18 protein-coding genes and 1 pseudogene are annotated in these 17,566 nt (G+C 39.0%); 10 read left to right on the top strand and 9 right to left on the bottom strand.

Annotated features, from left to right (window positions below; genetic code table 11):
• The first annotated feature begins 40 nt into the window (after positions 1 to 40).
• The 6 genes from MKZ10_RS08420 (at position 41) to MKZ10_RS08395 (ending at position 3,930) form a co-directional block, all read left to right on the top strand.
• Positions 41 to 1,027: an ABC transporter substrate-binding protein gene (locus MKZ10_RS08420; RefSeq protein WP_342509695.1), complete on the top strand. Its 987-nt coding sequence runs from the start codon at positions 41 to 43 to the stop codon at positions 1,025 to 1,027.
• 12 nt (positions 1,028 to 1,039) lie between these two features.
• Positions 1,040 to 1,330 (top strand): thiamine-binding protein, encoded by a 291-nt coding sequence (locus MKZ10_RS08415; protein WP_342509693.1) that lies wholly within the window; start codon positions 1,040 to 1,042, stop codon positions 1,328 to 1,330.
• Positions 1,327 to 2,100, top strand: coding sequence for an ABC transporter permease (locus MKZ10_RS08410; protein WP_342509691.1), 774 nt, complete (start codon positions 1,327 to 1,329; stop codon positions 2,098 to 2,100). Before MKZ10_RS08415 ends, MKZ10_RS08410 begins: the two co-directional genes overlap by 4 nt.
• Positions 2,093 to 2,827: an ABC transporter ATP-binding protein gene (locus tag MKZ10_RS08405; protein ID WP_342509689.1), complete on the top strand. Its 735-nt coding sequence runs from the start codon at positions 2,093 to 2,095 to the stop codon at positions 2,825 to 2,827. The genes MKZ10_RS08410 and MKZ10_RS08405 overlap by 8 nt, the downstream gene beginning before the upstream one ends.
• On the top strand, positions 2,808 to 3,608 hold the full coding sequence (locus tag MKZ10_RS08400; protein ID WP_342509687.1) for a TatD family hydrolase: 801 nt from the start codon (positions 2,808 to 2,810) through the stop codon (positions 3,606 to 3,608). Before MKZ10_RS08405 ends, MKZ10_RS08400 begins: the two co-directional genes overlap by 20 nt.
• Positions 3,609 to 3,708: 100 nt before the next feature.
• Complete coding sequence (locus tag MKZ10_RS08395) at positions 3,709 to 3,930, top strand: small, acid-soluble spore protein tlp (RefSeq protein ID WP_342509685.1); 222 nt, start codon at positions 3,709 to 3,711, stop codon at positions 3,928 to 3,930.
• Positions 3,931 to 4,310: 380 nt separating this feature from the next.
• Here the strand turns inward: MKZ10_RS08395 and MKZ10_RS08390 are convergent, their stop codons facing one another.
• Entirely contained in the window at positions 4,311 to 4,604 is a 294-nt protein-coding gene (locus MKZ10_RS08390) for an RNA polymerase alpha subunit C-terminal domain-containing protein (protein ID WP_342509684.1), read from the bottom strand.
• A gap of 115 nt (positions 4,605 to 4,719) precedes the next feature.
• Positions 4,720 to 4,992 (bottom strand): annotated as a pseudogene (locus MKZ10_RS08385) (O-methyltransferase); the annotation flags it as partial.
• 437 nt (positions 4,993 to 5,429) lie between these two features.
• On the opposite strand from MKZ10_RS08385, the gene MKZ10_RS08380 reads away from it, so the two are divergent.
• Positions 5,430 to 6,059 carry a LysE family transporter gene (locus MKZ10_RS08380; RefSeq protein WP_342509683.1) on the top strand — a complete coding sequence of 210 codons (630 nt, stop codon included), beginning with the start codon at positions 5,430 to 5,432 and terminating at the stop codon, positions 6,057 to 6,059.
• Positions 6,060 to 6,201: 142 nt separating this feature from the next.
• Here MKZ10_RS08380 and tnpB read toward each other — a convergent pair whose 3' ends face one another.
• Positions 6,202 to 7,353 (bottom strand): IS200/IS605 family element RNA-guided endonuclease TnpB, encoded by a 1,152-nt coding sequence (gene tnpB, locus MKZ10_RS08375; protein WP_342510099.1) that lies wholly within the window; start codon positions 7,351 to 7,353, stop codon positions 6,202 to 6,204.
• Between the two features lie 241 nt (positions 7,354 to 7,594).
• On the opposite strand from tnpB, the gene MKZ10_RS08370 reads away from it, so the two are divergent.
• A complete protein-coding gene (locus MKZ10_RS08370; protein WP_342509682.1) occupies positions 7,595 to 8,824 on the top strand; it encodes an MFS transporter in 1,230 nt (409 codons plus the stop codon).
• Between the two features lie 58 nt (positions 8,825 to 8,882).
• On the opposite strand, the gene MKZ10_RS08365 is transcribed toward MKZ10_RS08370, so the two are convergent.
• A protein-coding gene (locus MKZ10_RS08365; protein WP_342504998.1) for an IS3 family transposase occupies positions 8,883 to 10,048 on the bottom strand; the annotation gives its coding sequence in 2 pieces (ribosomal slippage) (positions 8,883 to 9,772 and positions 9,772 to 10,048; 1,167 coding nt in all).
• Positions 10,049 to 10,274: 226 nt separating this feature from the next.
• A complete protein-coding gene (locus MKZ10_RS08360) occupies positions 10,275 to 12,881 on the bottom strand; it encodes a cation-translocating P-type ATPase (RefSeq protein WP_342509679.1) in 2,607 nt (868 codons plus the stop codon).
• Between the two features lie 376 nt (positions 12,882 to 13,257).
• Between MKZ10_RS08360 and MKZ10_RS08355 the strand changes: the two genes are divergently transcribed.
• Positions 13,258 to 13,896, top strand: a complete 639-nt coding sequence (locus MKZ10_RS08355) for a 2OG-Fe(II) oxygenase (RefSeq protein WP_342509678.1) — start codon at positions 13,258 to 13,260, stop codon at positions 13,894 to 13,896.
• A 143-nt stretch (positions 13,897 to 14,039) separates the two neighbouring features.
• Here the strand turns inward: MKZ10_RS08355 and MKZ10_RS08350 are convergent, their stop codons facing one another.
• The 3 genes from MKZ10_RS08350 to MKZ10_RS08340 are packed head-to-tail and all read right to left on the bottom strand — an operon-like array spanning position 14,040 to position 15,878.
• Positions 14,040 to 14,639: an ABC-2 transporter permease gene (locus tag MKZ10_RS08350; protein ID WP_342509676.1), complete on the bottom strand. Its 600-nt coding sequence runs from the start codon at positions 14,637 to 14,639 to the stop codon at positions 14,040 to 14,042.
• A complete protein-coding gene (locus MKZ10_RS08345; protein ID WP_342509674.1) occupies positions 14,632 to 15,501 on the bottom strand; it encodes an ABC transporter ATP-binding protein in 870 nt (289 codons plus the stop codon). Before MKZ10_RS08345 ends, MKZ10_RS08350 begins: the two co-directional genes overlap by 8 nt.
• Positions 15,501 to 15,878, bottom strand: coding sequence for a GntR family transcriptional regulator (locus MKZ10_RS08340; protein ID WP_342509673.1), 378 nt, complete (start codon positions 15,876 to 15,878; stop codon positions 15,501 to 15,503). Before MKZ10_RS08340 ends, MKZ10_RS08345 begins: the two co-directional genes overlap by 1 nt.
• Positions 15,879 to 16,248: 370 nt before the next feature.
• Between MKZ10_RS08340 and MKZ10_RS08335 the strand changes: the two genes are divergently transcribed.
• Complete coding sequence (locus MKZ10_RS08335; protein ID WP_342509670.1) at positions 16,249 to 16,899, top strand: FusB/FusC family EF-G-binding protein; 651 nt, start codon at positions 16,249 to 16,251, stop codon at positions 16,897 to 16,899.
• An 81-nt stretch (positions 16,900 to 16,980) separates the two neighbouring features.
• On the opposite strand, the gene MKZ10_RS08330 is transcribed toward MKZ10_RS08335, so the two are convergent.
• The gene (locus MKZ10_RS08330; protein ID WP_342509668.1) at positions 16,981 to 17,517 is read right to left on the bottom strand and encodes a DUF1572 family protein; all 537 of its coding nucleotides are present in this window, start codon (positions 17,515 to 17,517) and stop codon (positions 16,981 to 16,983) included.
• Positions 17,518 to 17,566 lie beyond the last annotated feature (49 nt).

The following is a 17,566-nucleotide window of genomic DNA, read 5'->3' as shown; positions in this document are numbered from 1 at the left end:
TTCACTCGTAATTGCTATGAATCCAAGAGGAGGAATAGAGTTGAGAAAAGTTTTGTTGTTCGTCATGCTTTGTTTGTTGCTGGCGGCGTGTGGTACCGATAAGAGTAATGAATCGAAGAAAGATGGCCAGTTAGAGAAAGTCCAATTTGTCCTAGATTGGACGCCAAATACAAACCACACAGGCTTGTATGTTGCACAGGAAAAAGGCTTTTTTGAACAACAAGGTCTAGATGTTGAAATTATGCTTCCAGGTGAAGCAGGTGCTGACCAGCTTGTCGCAGCCGGAAAAGCACAATTTGGCATCAGTGCACAAGAAACGATTACAGAAGCGCGTGCTCAAGAGATCCCAATCGTGTCAATCGCGGCCATTCTTCAGCATAATACGTCGGGATTTGCCTCTTTGAAGAAAGCTGGCATTGAATCACCAAAGGATTACGAAGGAAAAACATATGGTGGCTGGGGTGCTCCTGTTGAACAGGCAGTCCTCTCTTCATTAATGGATAAAGAACAGGCTGACATCAATCAGGTTGAAATTATCAACATGGGGAATTCAGACTTTTTCACAGCCGTCGAACGTGATATTGACTTCGCATGGATTTACTATGCATGGACAGGCATTGAAGCCGAGCTGCGTGGCATTGACTTGAACATGCAGTATTTAAAGGATTTCTCGGACAAGCTGGACTATTATACGCCTGTCATTACGACGAGCGAAAAAATGATTAGCGACAATCCAGATACGGTTCGCGCTTTTGTCAAGGCAGTTACGCAAGGTTATGAATTTGCCATTGACAATCCAGATGAAGCGGCATCGATGTTATCGAAGGCGGTTCCTGATTTGGATGAGGAGTTGGTCACAGCAAGCCAACAATGGATTTCATCAAAATACCAAGACGATGCACCGCGCTGGGGTGAACAAAAACTTGAAATTTGGCAAGGCTATGCAGAATGGATGACTGACAACAATTTACTCGACGGTGAATTTATCGCAGAGGACGCATTTACCAATGCATTTTTACCTAAATAAGGAGGAACTACTATGACAAACGCACTTGTTAGTATTCAAATCATCCCCAAAATGCCCAATGGAGAAGATGTGATTCCCTTGGTAGATGCCGCTATTGCAGTTATTGAGGAAGCAGGTGTCCCTTACCAAGTATCACCGCTGGAAACAACAATGGAAGGTAACTTGACGGAGTTACTAGCGATTGTACAAAAAATGAATGAGCTTATGATTGAAAAAGGCTCACTAAGTATCATTTCGCAGGTGAAAATACTTTATAAGCCAGACGGTGCTTCCATGGACAAACTGACGGAGAAATACCGTTGAAACACGTATTTAAAAAAGGATGGCGACCTCTATTGGTCATCATCCTTTTACTTATCCTTTGGGAACTAGCAGGCCGGCTATTCAATATTCCCGCATGGCTACTCCCCGTTCCTACACAAGTGTGGCAAGAGACCATTCAGGGCTGGTCACTTTATTTCGGTCATATTTTATCGACCATCCGTCTGACACTTACTGGTTATACGATTGGTATTATTGTAGGTCTAGCCGTTGCCATATTGTTATTCCGTCTACCTGTGTTACAGGAAGCCTTTTATCCGCTACTGATTTTATCGCAAAACATTCCAATCATTGTGTTAGCACCTTTGCTTGTCATCTGGTTCGGATTCGGTATGTTACCGAAAGTGATTATTATTGTACTCGTGTGCTTTTTCCCCATCACCATCGCCCTACTGGATGGTTTGCGGCAAACAGACCGAGATTTGCTGCATTATATGAAAATGACGGGGGCATCGAATCGACAAATTTTTTGGAAATTACAGTGGCCCTATGCCCTGCCTTCTCTCTTTTCAGGTTTAAAAATTGCAGCTACCTATAGTGTCATGGGCGCTGTCATTTCAGAATGGCTCGGTGCCAATAAAGGAATTGGTGTCTATATGACACTAGCATCCTCCTCCTTTAAAACGGATCGCGTATTTGTCGCTATTTTGCTTATTATGATTTTAAGTCTAACTTTTTTCGCTATCATTGCAATGATTGAAAAATGGCTGTTCCGCTGGCAGCGACAAGGAGGGAATTCATCGAATGGGTAAATTACAGTTACAGCAGATTTCAAAGTCTTATGATGATCTTCATGTGCTACAAGATGTATCCTTTCATGTCGATGAAGGCGAATTTGTCTCCATTGTCGGACCATCTGGCAGTGGGAAAAGCACATTATTTCAACTCATTGGTGGCCTATATCCACCAGATCATGGCAAGATTATGCTGGATGGCAAAACGCTCAACAACTCGCGTGGCCACATTAGCTATATGCCACAAAATGCTTCGTTATTTCCATGGCGAACGATTTTAGAAAATGTATTATTAAGCTCAGAAATTGCGGGACAAAAAGATACTGCGACTGCATTGGAGCTTATTGAAAAAGCCGGACTCAGCGGCTATGAACAAGCCTATCCACACCAATTATCTGGTGGTATGAAGCAGCGCGTCGCCTTTATTCGCAGTCTTAACAGCCCTCAATCCATCATTTGCTTAGACGAACCATTCTCCGCACTCGATGAATTCACGCGATTTGAAATGCAGGAATGGCTGCTAGCTATTTGGGAGCAATACCGTAAATCGATTGTATTTATTACACATAATATCGAAGAAGCTCTGTATTTATCAGACCGAATTTTAATTCTTTCCGATAAACCAGCGTCCATCCGAAAAGAAATTAGCGTTTCTTTTCCGAGACCGCGGACGGAAGATATGTTATTGAGCGAGCCATTTATGCAGTTGAAAAGGGAGATTCATCATGAACTACGAGGAAAATGACCCACTGCCAATCATTGACGCACATATCCACCTTGACCAATATGATATAGCCGGGCAGAGAGCAATCATCGACGATTTGGAGAGTCCATCCTCTACACTAAGTGGCTTAATCAGTGTGTCAATGGACCTTGCTTCCAGCGTCAACAATTTGAAACTTGCAGAAAGTCATTCAGGCATCTCCCCGGCCTTCGGCTATCATCCGGAGCAAGGGCCACCTTCTGATATTGTCCTGCAGGAGCTATTTTCTTTCATGCATCTACATAAGGATCAGATGGTCGCCATTGGTGAGGTCGGGCTGCCTTATTATTTGAAAAAGAAGAACCCTAACTTGCAACTTGAGCCTTATAAAGAGGCGCTCGAAGCATTCATCCGTCAAGCCAATACTTGGAATAAACCAATCGTGCTCCACGCTGTTTACGAAGATGCTGAAATAGTATGCGATATGTTAGAGCAGTATTCTGTGACACAGGCCCATTTCCATTGGTTCAAGGGCGCATCATCGACTATCGAGCGGATGATACGCAATGGTTACTATGTATCCGTGACACCCGATTGCGTCTACGAGCCAGAAATCCACAGACTCATTGAGCAATACCCTATCGAACGCCTACTAGTCGAAACAGACGGGCCGTGGCCGTTCTCGGGACCTTTTGACAATACGATGACACATCCGAATATGATGCACCATTCCATTGCCAAGATTGCCTCTGTGAAGAAAATGGATTGTCGTGATGTCTATCGACAGGTGTATGACAATACTAAAAGATTGTACTTGGGCTAATTGAAATTGATCCTTTTCGCTATTTCTCCATCGAATAGTTCTTGTGCATTCGGGCATGCTACCTCTTGAATGATTTTTAAACAATAAAGGAGGAAGCGTGATGTCAAAATTCACACCCAAACCAAACGATTCAGCTGATAATGAAGAAAGGCTTAAGAAAACAATTAGTAATCTGGAAGCGGCGGAAGCAGCAATGGAGTTCGCAGAAGGAAAAGAACTGGTTGCTATTCAGGAGAAAAATGCGCGACGGAAAGAAGGCATTGAAAATTTGAAAGATGAAATTATTGCAGAAGACAAATCACGTATTAATGGGTATCTTTAATGGCAAACTAAGCACTCATTCATTATGCTCCGACAATTAGGGATAGCTTTGGCTATCCCTAATTTTTTATAATTTAACGGAAACATCTTTTACTCACTGAATCTTTCGGAAAAAATCATCAATATCATCAATTTTTGAGACTAGATTTGGAATATTCTTGAGTGAAAGGTTATTTAAACAGCTTTTCAAATAATAAATGGTTTCATTTGTATGTTTGTTAAATCGTGTGCTCAATCGCGCATTTATAAATCCATGCTCTTCGACAATCGGATTCATTTCTAAGAATTTTGCAATTTCGTTCGATTTGACAGTATATAACGTGGTATCTTGTTGATTGTTGGAATATTGCCCAGCTAAATCCCCAAAATGGATGTTCCTCTTTACTGTATAAACGTCAATCCACTTTCCTCCAAAGAAGCTCTGAGTACAGGGACGGAAGTTGGGCCTATGCCGTGAAACTGTAAAATCTCTTTTTCACTATATGTGGCTAATTGTTGTAGTGTTGTAATTCCATTATGCTCCAACGCTCTTCTTGCCGGTGCCGAAAGCTTCGCAAGAAATCCATTATCAGGCTTGCGTTCTTGCTCACAGATCGGACAGACGGGGCAATCACTGCTCTTATAGTATTCGTGTCCGTTGCTGCATACCCATAAACTTCTTTTTGAAGTTGTCATGGTCAAATGTCCCCTTTCTTACGATTCATACTTCCCTCATTATACAACACTCCGCGTAGACTTTTTTAATAAAAAATACCGAGTTCCCATTCGGCGAGAACCCGGTACTCCCTACTTATTTCTTCACTCTTGATATCGTCAGCCCATCCCCGATTGGAATCAACAGTGATTCCAATTGCGAATGATTCGCTACCGTTTCATTGAATGTCTTCATCAATTCCGTATAATGTTTCGGTTTCGCCCCTGAGTCTACTATACTACCACCAGCTAGTACATTATCCGTTACGATTAACGCCCCCGCCTTCGCAAGTCGAATACAATAGTCCAAATAATTTTCATAGTTCTCTTTATCTCCATCGATAAAGAAAAAATCAAATCGCTGCTTTTCATGAATGAAAGAAATCTTCATAATACCTTTACCCATCTCGTCCTATTTAAATGATTCGTACCCTACATCAAGGAGATATATTAGTCACTTCCTATACTGCCTTTAGCTGGACACCATTGTTTGTCTCTATAAATGGCCTAGTCAGCGAGGAGAGTAGCTTGACGCTGGATAACGTCTTGTAACAATACTAGATTGTGAATATTATCTATTTTTATATCTAGAAAATGGCGTTGAAGTGCATAGTCAGCAATTGCCCGAAGCTCCTCGTCTGTCCCCCACCTCACCCGCATATAGAATCGTACCAAAACATAAATGACTGCTAGCGATACGGAAAAAAACAGCAACATGTTTTATTTAAATTTCTTCATTCACATGTCGTATAAGTCCTTTCTTTAGAATAAAATCCTATGACACCATTTTACTGGAGGGCTATGGCTATGAATTCAATATTTATCTATTTCTTATTGGGTGTATCTTTAGCTACACCCATTGGACCTGTAAAGACCGTCCTATTAAACACGGGGATTAGAAGTGGTTTTTTTCACGCTTGGTTTTTTAGTCTCGGGTCTTTGACCACCGACGTCATGTATATGTCTATGGTTTATTTTGGGGTTGGTCAATTTATTGATTCGCCTTTATTGAAAATAATCCTCTGGTCGTTTGGCTGTTTTGTCCTTATGTATACGGGTTTAGAAAATTTACTTACGCTTAGAAAAATAGAGACGAACTTGAATTCTGGTAAAAGAGTTCGTCTTAGACAATCAATCGTTACTGGTTTCTTTATGTCATTGTTGAATCCGCTCACAATCCTTTTTTGGCTAGGAATATATGGCTCCATCCTTGCGAAAACTGTTGGAGTCTTAACGGGATATCAAATCGTTTTAAATAGTATTGCTATTTTGATTGGCATTATGTTGGTGGATTTAATCATGTCCTTTTTATCTAGTGGAGCCCGTAGACTATTATCCACTAAGCTATTGAAAATTGTCTCCATTATTTCTTCTTTCTCTATGATTGGTTTCGGGATTTACTTTGGCATACAGGCTTTTAAAGCTTTATTTTTATAAGCGTTTTCAAGGTTTCACAAATATATTCCCCTGCTTTTACATAGTGCTTTTTAGTGTAACTTAATAATTTGAACTACCCCCACCTTCACTTCATTTAGAGGTGGGAGATTCCTAAGAACACCTTCGTAACCGAAAGTTTGGATTAGGCTAGCCCCGCAGTCCCTGCGGTTAGAAGTCTTATTGCTTCTTTTTCAAGATTGATACTTGCATTAATATCCCGGTCATGACGCGAGTCACATTCTGGGCATACCCATTCACGTAATGCGAGATTCTTAACATCTTTATGGTGATAGCCACAGCTTGAACAGAGCTGACTGGAAGGGAAGTTTTTAGCCACGGCGATGACTGTTTTTCCGTACCATTTCGCCTTGTATTCAAGCATTGTACGGAACTGCGACCAACTCACTTCACTGATTGCTTTGGCTAAATTATGGTTTTTCAACATGTTTGATACCTGCAAATCCTCAATTCCGATGACATCGTGGTTTTTGATGATTTCGGTGGAAGTTTTATGCAAGTAGTCATTTCTTTTATTCGCAATTTCTTCATGAATACAAGCGACTATTCTTCGTTGTTTCTGGTAGTTCTTCGCCTCATGTAAAGGTTTTTGTTGCCGGATCGCTTGTTCTTGTCTTCTTGAGAGAATCCGCTGCGCTTTGGTTAATTTCTTTTCCAATGTGCGAAAGAATTTTGGGTTTTCATAGACAGCTTCATCTGACAGAATGGCGAAATCCTTTAGACCCACATCAATACCGATAGAAGTATTGGTTTTAGCTAGCTCACAAACTACTGTTTCAACAAGAATGGAAACAAAATATTTCCCGCTTGGATTCCGTCTGATGGTCGCATTGATGATACGCCCCGTAATCTCGCGGCTTTTGGAAAGTTTAACAAGCCCTAGCTTGGGCAACTTGATGACATTATCGATAACCGCGATATTACCGTTCGTGTGTTTTGTAGTGTAAGACTGGACGTTATTTCTTTTCGATTTAAAACGGGGCGGCTTGTTTTGCTTCTTAAAAAAGCGGTCAAACGAATCTGCAAGATTGCGAACGGACGATTGAAGAGCAATACTATCTACTTCTTTTAACCAAGACAATTCCTTTTTCAACAAGGGAAGGCTAGCTGAACAAGTTCCATAATTTAGTCCTTTACCTGTTTCTTTATAGGCGTGATTCCACCTATCCAAAAAGTGATTAAAGACAAAACGACTGCATCCAATTGTTTTAGCAATGAGAACTTGTTGGTCTTTATTAGGATAGATACGGAACTTATAGGCTTTGTTGATCAGTATGGACTTCCACCTCGCTTCAAAAGAACTTTAATCCAATTATGGAATATATGTTCCTTTAAAGCTAGTATTTTGGGCTGTCGCCCAACTGAAATTCATCTCCCACTTATCACTGGGCTATGCCCTTTACGTGATTGAAGTGAGAGTCTTCTTTCCGAAAATAGATAAACCTTTAACGCATAAAATGAACACGCAAGGAAACCATACCTTTACTAGTCAAAATATGAGTGGTCGAGGTGTGGGTATGAAAAATAATACGAATCAAGTAAGTATATGGTGTATTGTAAGTATGGCTTCGATTCCTCTTATCATGACGCTCGGAAATTCCATGCTCATTCCTGTACTCCCGATACTGGAAGAAAAGATAGGAATCACATCATTTCAGTCGAGCATGATCATTACAAGCTATTCAGTCGCGGCTATTTTTCTAATACCAGTAGCAGGCTATTTATCAGACCGCTTTGGTAGGAAAATGGTGATATTACCGAGTTTACTCTTCGCTTTAATTGGGGGTCTGATTGCCGGATTTGCCTCATGGAGGATGGATGATCCATACACCGTAATTATCATTGGAAGGGTTCTACAAGGTATTGGGGCAGCTGGTGCCATGCCAATCGTATTACCGCTTGTAGGCGATCTTTATCAAGATGATGATGAGAAAACGAGTTCTTGTCTAGGCATCATCGAAACATCGAACACGTTCGGAAAAGTACTAAGTCCCATCTTAGGTTCAATATTCGCCGCCATTTTATGGTTTCTTCCCTTCTTTTCCATTTCTGCGCTCAGTTTAATTTCTATTGCACTTATCTTTTTCTTTGTTAAAGTCCCCAAAGAAAAAGATGAACCAGTGAAGTTTAAGGAGTTTTTAAGTAATACAAAAAAAGTATTCAAGGTGGAAGGAAAATGGTTGTATACCGTATTTCTTAATGGGGTCCTTGTTATGCTGATATTATTCAGTATGTTATTTTTCTTATCAGAAAATCTCGAAAAAGTTCATAATATAAAGGGCATTAAGAAAGGTTTCGTTCTGGCCGTTCCACTTTTGCTGCTTTGCATTGCTTCTTTTATTTCGGGTCGAAAAATTAAAGGCGACCTAGCAACAATTAAAAAATTAATGATTATCTGCTTGATTGCAATGTCCGTCAGCGTCGTTTTCGTAGGATTTACAAGCGAAAAATTGATCTTGCTGTTAATGGTAACAAGTATAGTGGGAATAGCTATTGGCGCATTATTGCCTGCACTTGATGCTATTATTACAGAGAATATTAAAAAAGAGTTAAGAGGCACTGTTTCCTCTTTTTATAGCTCGGCGAGATTTATCGGTGTTGCAGCCGGTCCCCCTATTATGTCACTCGTCATGAAAAACTATCTCAATGTCAGCTATATTACGTCAGGTGTGTTGGGATTCATCCTATTGCTGATTGTCTTTAAGTTCATCAAAGTCGATGAAATTGAAAAAACAAAAGAGGCATAAAAAATAAGGACCTAACTAGACTGACATAGCGATATGAGACACATATAAAACACCTTAATTAGGCTGCTTTGACACCATATTTTATGGGTGTTAGGTAGCCTAATTTTTCTTGGATACGTTCTTCATTATAATAATTTAAATAAGTAATAACCCGCTCAAATACATCTTGGTTGCGTAACGAATTAAATTTAACATATTGAAATTCCTCAGACTTCAAGTTCGAATGAAAAGATTCAATCACCGCATTATCCCAACAGTTTCCCCTACGCGACATGCTGCTGACAAGGTCGTTATCCTTAATGCAGGCCTGATACGCATAAGACGTGTAAAGACTTCCTTGGTCTGAATGCACAATCACACCTTCGGGGTGATTACGAATAGCCAGTGCCTCCTTTAACGTGTCAATTACGAGTGGTGTCTGTTGATGATCGTATAATTTGTAAGCGACAATTTCATTATTGAATAAATCCATAATGGTCGAAAGATATTTTGTTGTACTGCCATATTGGATATATGTGATGTCTGTTACCCATTTTTTGTTGGGTTCGCTAGCGGTGAAATCACGCTTAAGAAGATTAGGGGCAATTATGATACTTTCTCCTTGAGATTTCCACTTCCGTTTTGGCTTAATACGACACTGCAAGTTATGCTTTTGCATTAGAGTCTGAACGGTGTTGCGATGCAATTCAATGTGATATTTCTGTTTTAACATTGCCTTTATTTTTCTATGTCCATTCCGATATTTAGTGCTCTTACATAGTTCCATAATCGCTTCCTCTTCTACTGAAAGCGACTTATCGATGCCTTGAAGACACCACCTATAATAGTTCGCCCGTGGTACTCCTAGCGCGGACAAGATAGCCTTAATCGTATACTTCTTTTTAGATTTCTCTACAATCTGTAGAACTATTTCTTTTTTAACTCCCTTTCGATTTCCATGTACTTTTTTAGAATTTCATTCTCCATCTTTAAATGAGAAAATTGACGTTCTCGTTTGTCCTCTTCGCTGGAGAAATCAGGACCGTGACCAAAAGTGTATTGTTTACCAATCGGCTGATCAAATCGATAGATTTCATTCGAACGGTACCATTTCATCCAAGTCTTAATCTGTGAATCATTTTTAATTCCGTGCTTCTCCATAATCTGCTTGTTCGTCAATTCACCACTTAATTTATCCTTAACAACTGCCCATTTAACTTCGCTTGAATATACGTTTTTGCCCACGCAAAAACACCTCCGATGTAAGTACTTGTTTACAAGTGTACCACTCCGAAGGTGTTTTATATTGTCTCATTAATTTAGGTTAGTCCAAACAGCATGCGTGGCTGAATGGGTCCTTTTTAAAGTCTTATTTAAAAATTGGGCTTTATCCACGGATTATCCATTAATCAGCCCATAAACCTACCGAAATTTTTAAATCATACTTTTTAATATATATGAATAACATTCATTATTTCCGTCTAACAAACAACACCTTATACCACTGATTCACCAAAAATGGCATAACGGACAAACTATACATAAACCCTAATTGTCTCCCACTCAGTGTTGCGACTTCAAACATATCCGTAAGTGATGGGATGAATAATACGGCATGTAAACATAAAAACCCGATTAAAAATGCTAGCCACGTATACATATTGGAAAATACACCAATCGTGAAGATCGATTCAATTGACCTTGAGTTGAAGCCATGTACTAGTCTTGACAAACATAAAGTTGTAAATGCCATAGTGCTTGCTGTTTGCGTATCGCCCGTTGCTAATCCAATTCGAAAAGCAATAACCGTTGAAATTGCTATTAATAACCCTTCGAGCACTACTTGAGTAGTTACTGTTTTATTTAATAAAGGCGTGTGAATATTTCTTGGCTTGTCCTTCATCGTTTTCTTATTATGCGGCTCTAATCCAATTGCAATGGCTGGCAAACTATCAGTCAGCAAGTTAATAAATAAGAGATGCACGGGTGCAAAAGGAACTGGTAAACCTAATACAGTGGCATATAACACTACAAAAATAGCGCCTGCATTCCCCGATAATAAGAATAGAATGGCGTTTTTAATATTCGTATACATGCTTCTGCCATTCGAAATCGCTTTGACAATCGTTGAAAAGTTATCATCCGTTAAGATCATGGAGGATGCATCTTTCGCTACCTCGGTACCAGTTATGCCCATCGCCACCCCGATATCAGCATGCTTTAAGGCAGGGCCGTCATTGACACCATCTCCCGTCATCGCAACGACATGTCCTTTTTCCTGCCAAGCTTTCACGATTCGAATTTTATGCTCTGGTGTTACGCGGGCATAGACAGAGAAATCTTGTACCTGTTCTTGTAGTTGTTGATCTGTTAATCCTTCAATTTCATATCCTTCGATTGCTTCTGATGGATCTTTTAAAATACCAATTTGTTTAGCAATCGCAGTTGCTGTTATTTTATGGTCCCCTGTAATCATAACGGGCTTAATACCAGCATTTATACAACTTTCAACTGCTGCCTGTGACTCTTTCCGTGGAGGATCCATCATCGCCAGTAATCCCACAAAGATGAAATCACTTTCAATCCAGGCATCCATTGGTTGATGCGCCTGGATTTCTTTATAAGCAATCGCTATTACTCTTAAACCATTCATTGAAAAATCACGATTCACGTCTTCGATTTTTTTACGATGTGCTTCCGTCATCGCACGTACACCTGTAGACGTTTCGATTTTCACGATTTTAGGAAGTAAAACATCGACTGCTCCCTTGGTAATCATGATGGTTCGCTGATTGATTCGATTCACTGTCGTCATGAGCTTTCTATCAGAATCAAAAGGAATTTCCGTCAGTCTTGGATAATGATCTCTGGCAATTAATTCATCAAAATTGTATTGTTTCCCTAACTTTACAAGTGCAATTTCGGTAGGATCACCGATTTCTTTCCGATCCCTTTCCACAGCATCATTACATAACAGTGCCTGTAAGATTAATTTCTTTTCTATACTATTTTCTAGTTGGAGTTGATCGTGCGGAATCACTTTTTGGTCCACAAATACGTGTTGCACAGTCATTTTATTTTCGGTTAATGTGCCGGTTTTATCTGAACAAATCACAGAGACACTGCCCAAACTTTCGACGGCATAGAGCTTTCGGATAATGGCATTTTCCTTCGCCATTTTTTGTGTCCCAAAAGCCAGCACAATCGTAACAATCGAACTTAATGCTTCCGGAATGGCTGCAACTGCAAGCGAAACTGCAAACATGAACGATTCGACTAATTCGCGTCCCCTGAACAGATCAATCGTAAAAATAGCTAAACAGATCAACGTGATCCCCAAAGCTAATTTTTCGCCAAAATGATCGAGGCTCACTTGGAGAGGGGTTTTCTTCTCTTTTGCAGTGTCTAGTAAATTAGCGATTTTGCCGATTTCTGTTTCCATGCCAATCGCCGTCACCACAACAATCCCGCGTCCATTGGTGACAAAGCTCCCAGTGAACACCATATTCTTTTGATCCGCAATGGTTACACGGTCTTCTTGAATGGGTATGTTACTTTTCTCTACAGCCAATGATTCACCTGTCAGCGAACTTTCATTGATAAGCAAATTATGACTTTCTACTAATCGTCCATCCGCACTGATATAATCACCAGCGTCCAAATAGAGCAGGTCCCCAACCACAATATCTTCTGATGGAATCTCTATTAGCTGGTTATTCCGCATTACTTTCGCGACTGGAGAGGTCAAATCTTTCAAGCTATCCAATGATTGCTCTGCCTTCACATGCTGTACAGTGCCTAGAATGGCATTTAGCAAGACGACAATCAGTATCACAATCGTACTTTCCACTTCACCTAATAGAAATGAAATGAAAGCGGCAACCAGTAAAATAATGACCAATAAATCTTTAAACTGTCCAAAGAAAACGGCGAGAATACTTGTCCTTTCCCCTTCCGCTAATTCATTCGTACCGTATACTTCCTGCCGTCTCTGAACATCAACGTCACTTAATCCTTGATATGTGACGTCCAAGGTCTTCATAACTTCAACGGATGATTGCTGATGAAATTCTGACATTCGATTCTCCTTTCAGTATGAAATTGACAGTCGATTATGCCATCAAATGGGCCCATTTTAGCTTGTCCTTTTCTATGCAGGTAATTAATTTTGTTCACTGTCTACTCACCAATACTATTCCTTGATCTATTCCAATATGCTAGCAACCGATATTAAAATTGAATCACTTGTTATATTGGCGACGAATATGGAAATAAATGTACACATAACGGATTTACAGAACCCCATAGAATTAAAAGTCTTTATAAACTTGCGATATATTAAAATTACGTGATAAAATAAACCGTTCCAGAAAAAGGATTTTTAATAAAAGAAGGCTACTACCAAAATAACGTACTTGTTCTGAAAATTTAATAGTTCACGGGGTGGCTTGAGGATGAAAACAACGGAGAAAGAGCAAACTATATTTGATCACGTTGGAAAGACAATCACAACCGATAGTGAGATTGATATCATCACGAGATTAGAAGAACCATTGGTAGTCGTTTTAGGAAATGTGTTGAGCCACGAGGAATGCGATGAACTAGTCAGATTGTCCATGGACAAAATGCAGCGTTCAAAAATTGGAGCAACACACGAGGTAAATGAACTAAGAACAAGTAGTGGTATGTTTTTTGAGGAAAGTGAAAACGTAATTGTTGCTAGAGTCGAAAAAAGGATCTCATCTATTATGAATCTTCCCATTGAACATGCAGAAGGTCTGCAAATCCTTCAGTATACGCCTGGTCAAGAATATAAAGCGCACTATGATTTCTTTTCATCAACAAGTAAAGCAGCAAGCAATAATAGAATTAGTACGCTTGTGATGTACTTAAATGATGTTGAAGAAGGCGGAGAAACCTATTTCCCTAAACTGGATTTTTCAGTATCACCGCAAAAAGGGACGGCGGTTTACTTCGAGTATTTCTATACGAATGAGGAGTTAAACGAGTTAACCTTGCACGGTGGCGCTCCCGTTATCTCCGGAGAAAAGTGGGTTGCAACGCAGTGGATGCGGAAGCAAAGAGTACGGTGAAATAATTCTTTGAAAAACTGGATGTTTCTAACTTTATATCATACTAAAAAAACAAGCCATTTCGATTAACTTATTATCGAAGTGGCTTGGTTTATTCACAAAAATAATAGGACATATCATTTCTCAAATCCCTACGAATATCTTTAAAATACTTTTTTTCTATAAATATAAATCGACAACAGCCATGAACAGGTATAGAGTGCGATAGCCGACAAGACGATGAATAAATAGAACTGAGCAGTTTGTAACGTTAATACCATTTGCACAAGCTCATTAGTTTTAACGTTCAAGTTAGGGATATAAGTACTTCTAACGAACACATAAATAAAACCTAACATAAGCGCAACCATTAGTATATATTGACTCTTGAACCTATATACAAACGGAAAAATCAGTGACATCGCTACCATCACAAGACTAATGATTAATAGGATCTCTCTCCATGCTATTATTTCTTGATAAAAGATTAAATTGACAATAAACAGGATGACCGCAACTAAACACGTAATAATACATGCACCCATATATTTTGAACTGACAATTTCTTTTCGGGTATAAGGCAGAGAATTGAGTAGCATATGAATCGAAGATTTTTCATCCATTGTATACACACTCATAATGACGATAATGCTAATTGTAACACCTCCATGGATTGATGGAACTCCAAGCAACAAATAAACCAGTAACAAAATGGTTAACGTTGATTTTTGTAAGATAATATCTTTGCGTATCAAATTAAACATGCTGCTCAGCACCTTTCTTTGTGTAGAACATAATATCTTCAAGCGTTGGCTTCTCAATCAAAACCATTTCTCCAAAAATATTTTCTATACGCGCCTTATTCGCCGTTAAGGCGACAAAACCATGAGCAGATTTTCGAATGGCTATAAATTCCTGTTCTGTATCCCGATCCAGCAGCTCCATTCCGCCTTTTACAATGGCATACTGTTCTTCAATTTGAGTAAATTCCTTCGTGAAAATATGCTCACCATTATGGATAAACGTAATATAGTCTGCAAGACGATCTAAATCTGTCGTAATATGCGTCGAAAAGAAGATGGTTTTCTTCCCATCTTGCATGAGTTCACGTAAAATATCTAGCAACTCTCTACGAAAAGTCGGATCTAATCCAGCCGTAGGCTCATCCATAATAATTAATTCTGCATGGTGTGATAAAGCCATCGTTAACGACGCTTTCATCTTCATTCCTTTGGAAAATGACTTAATCTTTTTATCTAGCGGCAATTCAAATGTTTGAACATAATGATCGAATAGATTGTCATCCCAATTTGAATAAGCTGGTTTTATTATTTTCTTCATTGCAGCTAACGTTATATGTTCATAAAAAACATTTTCCTCGAATACAAAACCAATGCGCTGTTTGATTTCTTTTTCATGGTCCTTATAATTCAAACCGAATATCGAAATCGTTCCGCTATCTGGCTGCATTAAATTCATCAATAATTTAATCGTCGTTGATTTCCCTACACCATTTCCACCGATAACCCCCGTGACGAATCCTTTTTTAACAGTCATTGAAAAATCCTTTAGTTGAAAACCATCAAATGATTTATGCACATGTTGTAATTCAATCACATTTTCCATTAGTCATCCTCCTTATACAATACTGTAAGTATTTCCTTGAGCTCTACTAAGCTCAGGCCCATTTCCTTGCCGTTTTGAATAGCGATTAGCATTTGTTCTTCAATGACATTCATTTTTCTTTCCTTCATCATCTCCATATTTTGCTCCGCAACAAACGAGCCTTTTCCCACAATGGAATAAATAAAGCTACTTTTTTCAAGTTCCTCATAGGCACGCTTCGTTGTAATCACGCTAATCTCTAAATCCTTGGCAAGCTGGCGCATAGAAGGGAGCGACTCTCCTTCTTGCAATTCACCTGTTAAGATCAGCTTTTTGATTTGAACATAGATTTGCGCATAAATCGGCTCTTTTGAACTGTTTGAAATAAGTATTTGCATGTACTCACCTCTCTCCTCTGATTAGTGTATATATACTTTATACACACTATATACAAACCACACTTCTTTTGCAACCGTAATTAGCGTCGAATCAAAAACAGAAAACCGTAGTTTTGCGCTTTAGCTATCTACGGTTTTCTGTTTTGAATTATTTAGTTGATCAGCTAATTAGCCATAAGGATCTGCTTTTTAAATAATTGACTTTCACCCCGAAGGCGTTACTATTAATAGACGAGGGGGTGATAAGGGTGATTAAATCATCATTATCTGTATCCAAAGTATTGAACTCTATTTTTTAATACTTTGGCAGGTGAATATTTTATTTTCCGCTAAAGTAGGACATCACTCCACATGAGAGAAGGAAAATAAAATGACATCACAAATTATACATCCATACGAATTTGTATTTATATCAAAACAAATAGACGGCCTTGTAAATGCTTATCGGTCTGTAAATGATAGGCGCACAATCGAAACATTACAAGGACTTGCGCATGAAAATATAACAATGGTTTTAAACGATGAAAGTCGTTTCTCCCATATAGTTGACCAGTTTATGGATCTGAAATTAACGAAAGCAAAAGCTGCAAAAATCGTAGATGAACTAAAAGAGTTCGTGATCCCTTTCCAGCAACCGTCCGAAAAACAGTTACTAAAACCTTTTAAAAAGGTTAAAAAGTTCAAGCAACCGAATTGGTCGGAATATGATTTAAGAGAGTTTAATTTCATTGGCTGGAACGATAAAGGCACTCAGCGTAAATACATTGTTCTATACCAAAATGGAGAGCTCGTTGGGTTCTCAGATATGCTGTCACCTAACACCCATAAAGGATTTTGCACCATTTGTAATGAAACATCTAATGTCTCTCTATTTTTATCAACAACAAAATCAGCTGGTGATGGAACGTACACGAAAAAAGGGAATTATATTTGCCACGATAGTGTGCGTTGTAACCAGCAAATGTCTAGTTTGGATGGCTTAATGAACTTTATTGATATAATCAGTAGTAGTAAAAGTTAATAGATGTCATCACAATAAAAACAACCTTGGAAATCCTGTTTTAAGGGATTTCTAAGGTTGTTTTCATTTCAGGCCTGCGCGTTATGGCTGATGCCTTTTTAGCATTTGTTGTAAATACTCTTCCGACTTTCCTTTGGGGATACTTAGGCTTTCCCAATCCGCAGCTCTTATTTGTTTCCCAATATAAACGATTTGCCCTATATGATACGCATAGTGAGCCACTTGCCTTTCGATGGCTTCTAGTACCGTATGACGTTCACCACGGATGTATATACTGTTTAATAAATCCTGCTCCTCTAATTCATGTAACGTCTTAAAAAGACTGCTCCAGCCCTTTTCCCAAACTATTAGCAATTCCTGTTTTGACGATATATCATCCTCAAATTCTTGTTCTCGATTCCTGTTGGGCTTTTCCCCATCTGAAATGAAAATATCAGACCATCTGGACACCATATTTCCACTTAGATGCTTTGCGATAATCGCAATACTATTTGAAGCTTCATTTGGCTTCCAATGAATATCGTTTTCCGACAATTGGCTCATTGTCCTATCCCCGAGCTTTTTGACCTCTTTAAATCGTTCTCGCACAACACACAAGTATTCATTGCCTAGATCCATCGTCATTCCCCCATTTCCTTTTTAAAAAGATCAATTTATGATTCTTACG

The organism is Sporosarcina sp. FSL K6-2383 (assembly GCF_038618305.1).
Taxonomy (GTDB): Bacteria; Bacillota; Bacilli; order Bacillales_A; family Planococcaceae; genus Sporosarcina.
Note: the sequence above shows the minus strand (reverse complement) of the source record. Positions and strands in the feature narration are given on the sequence as shown.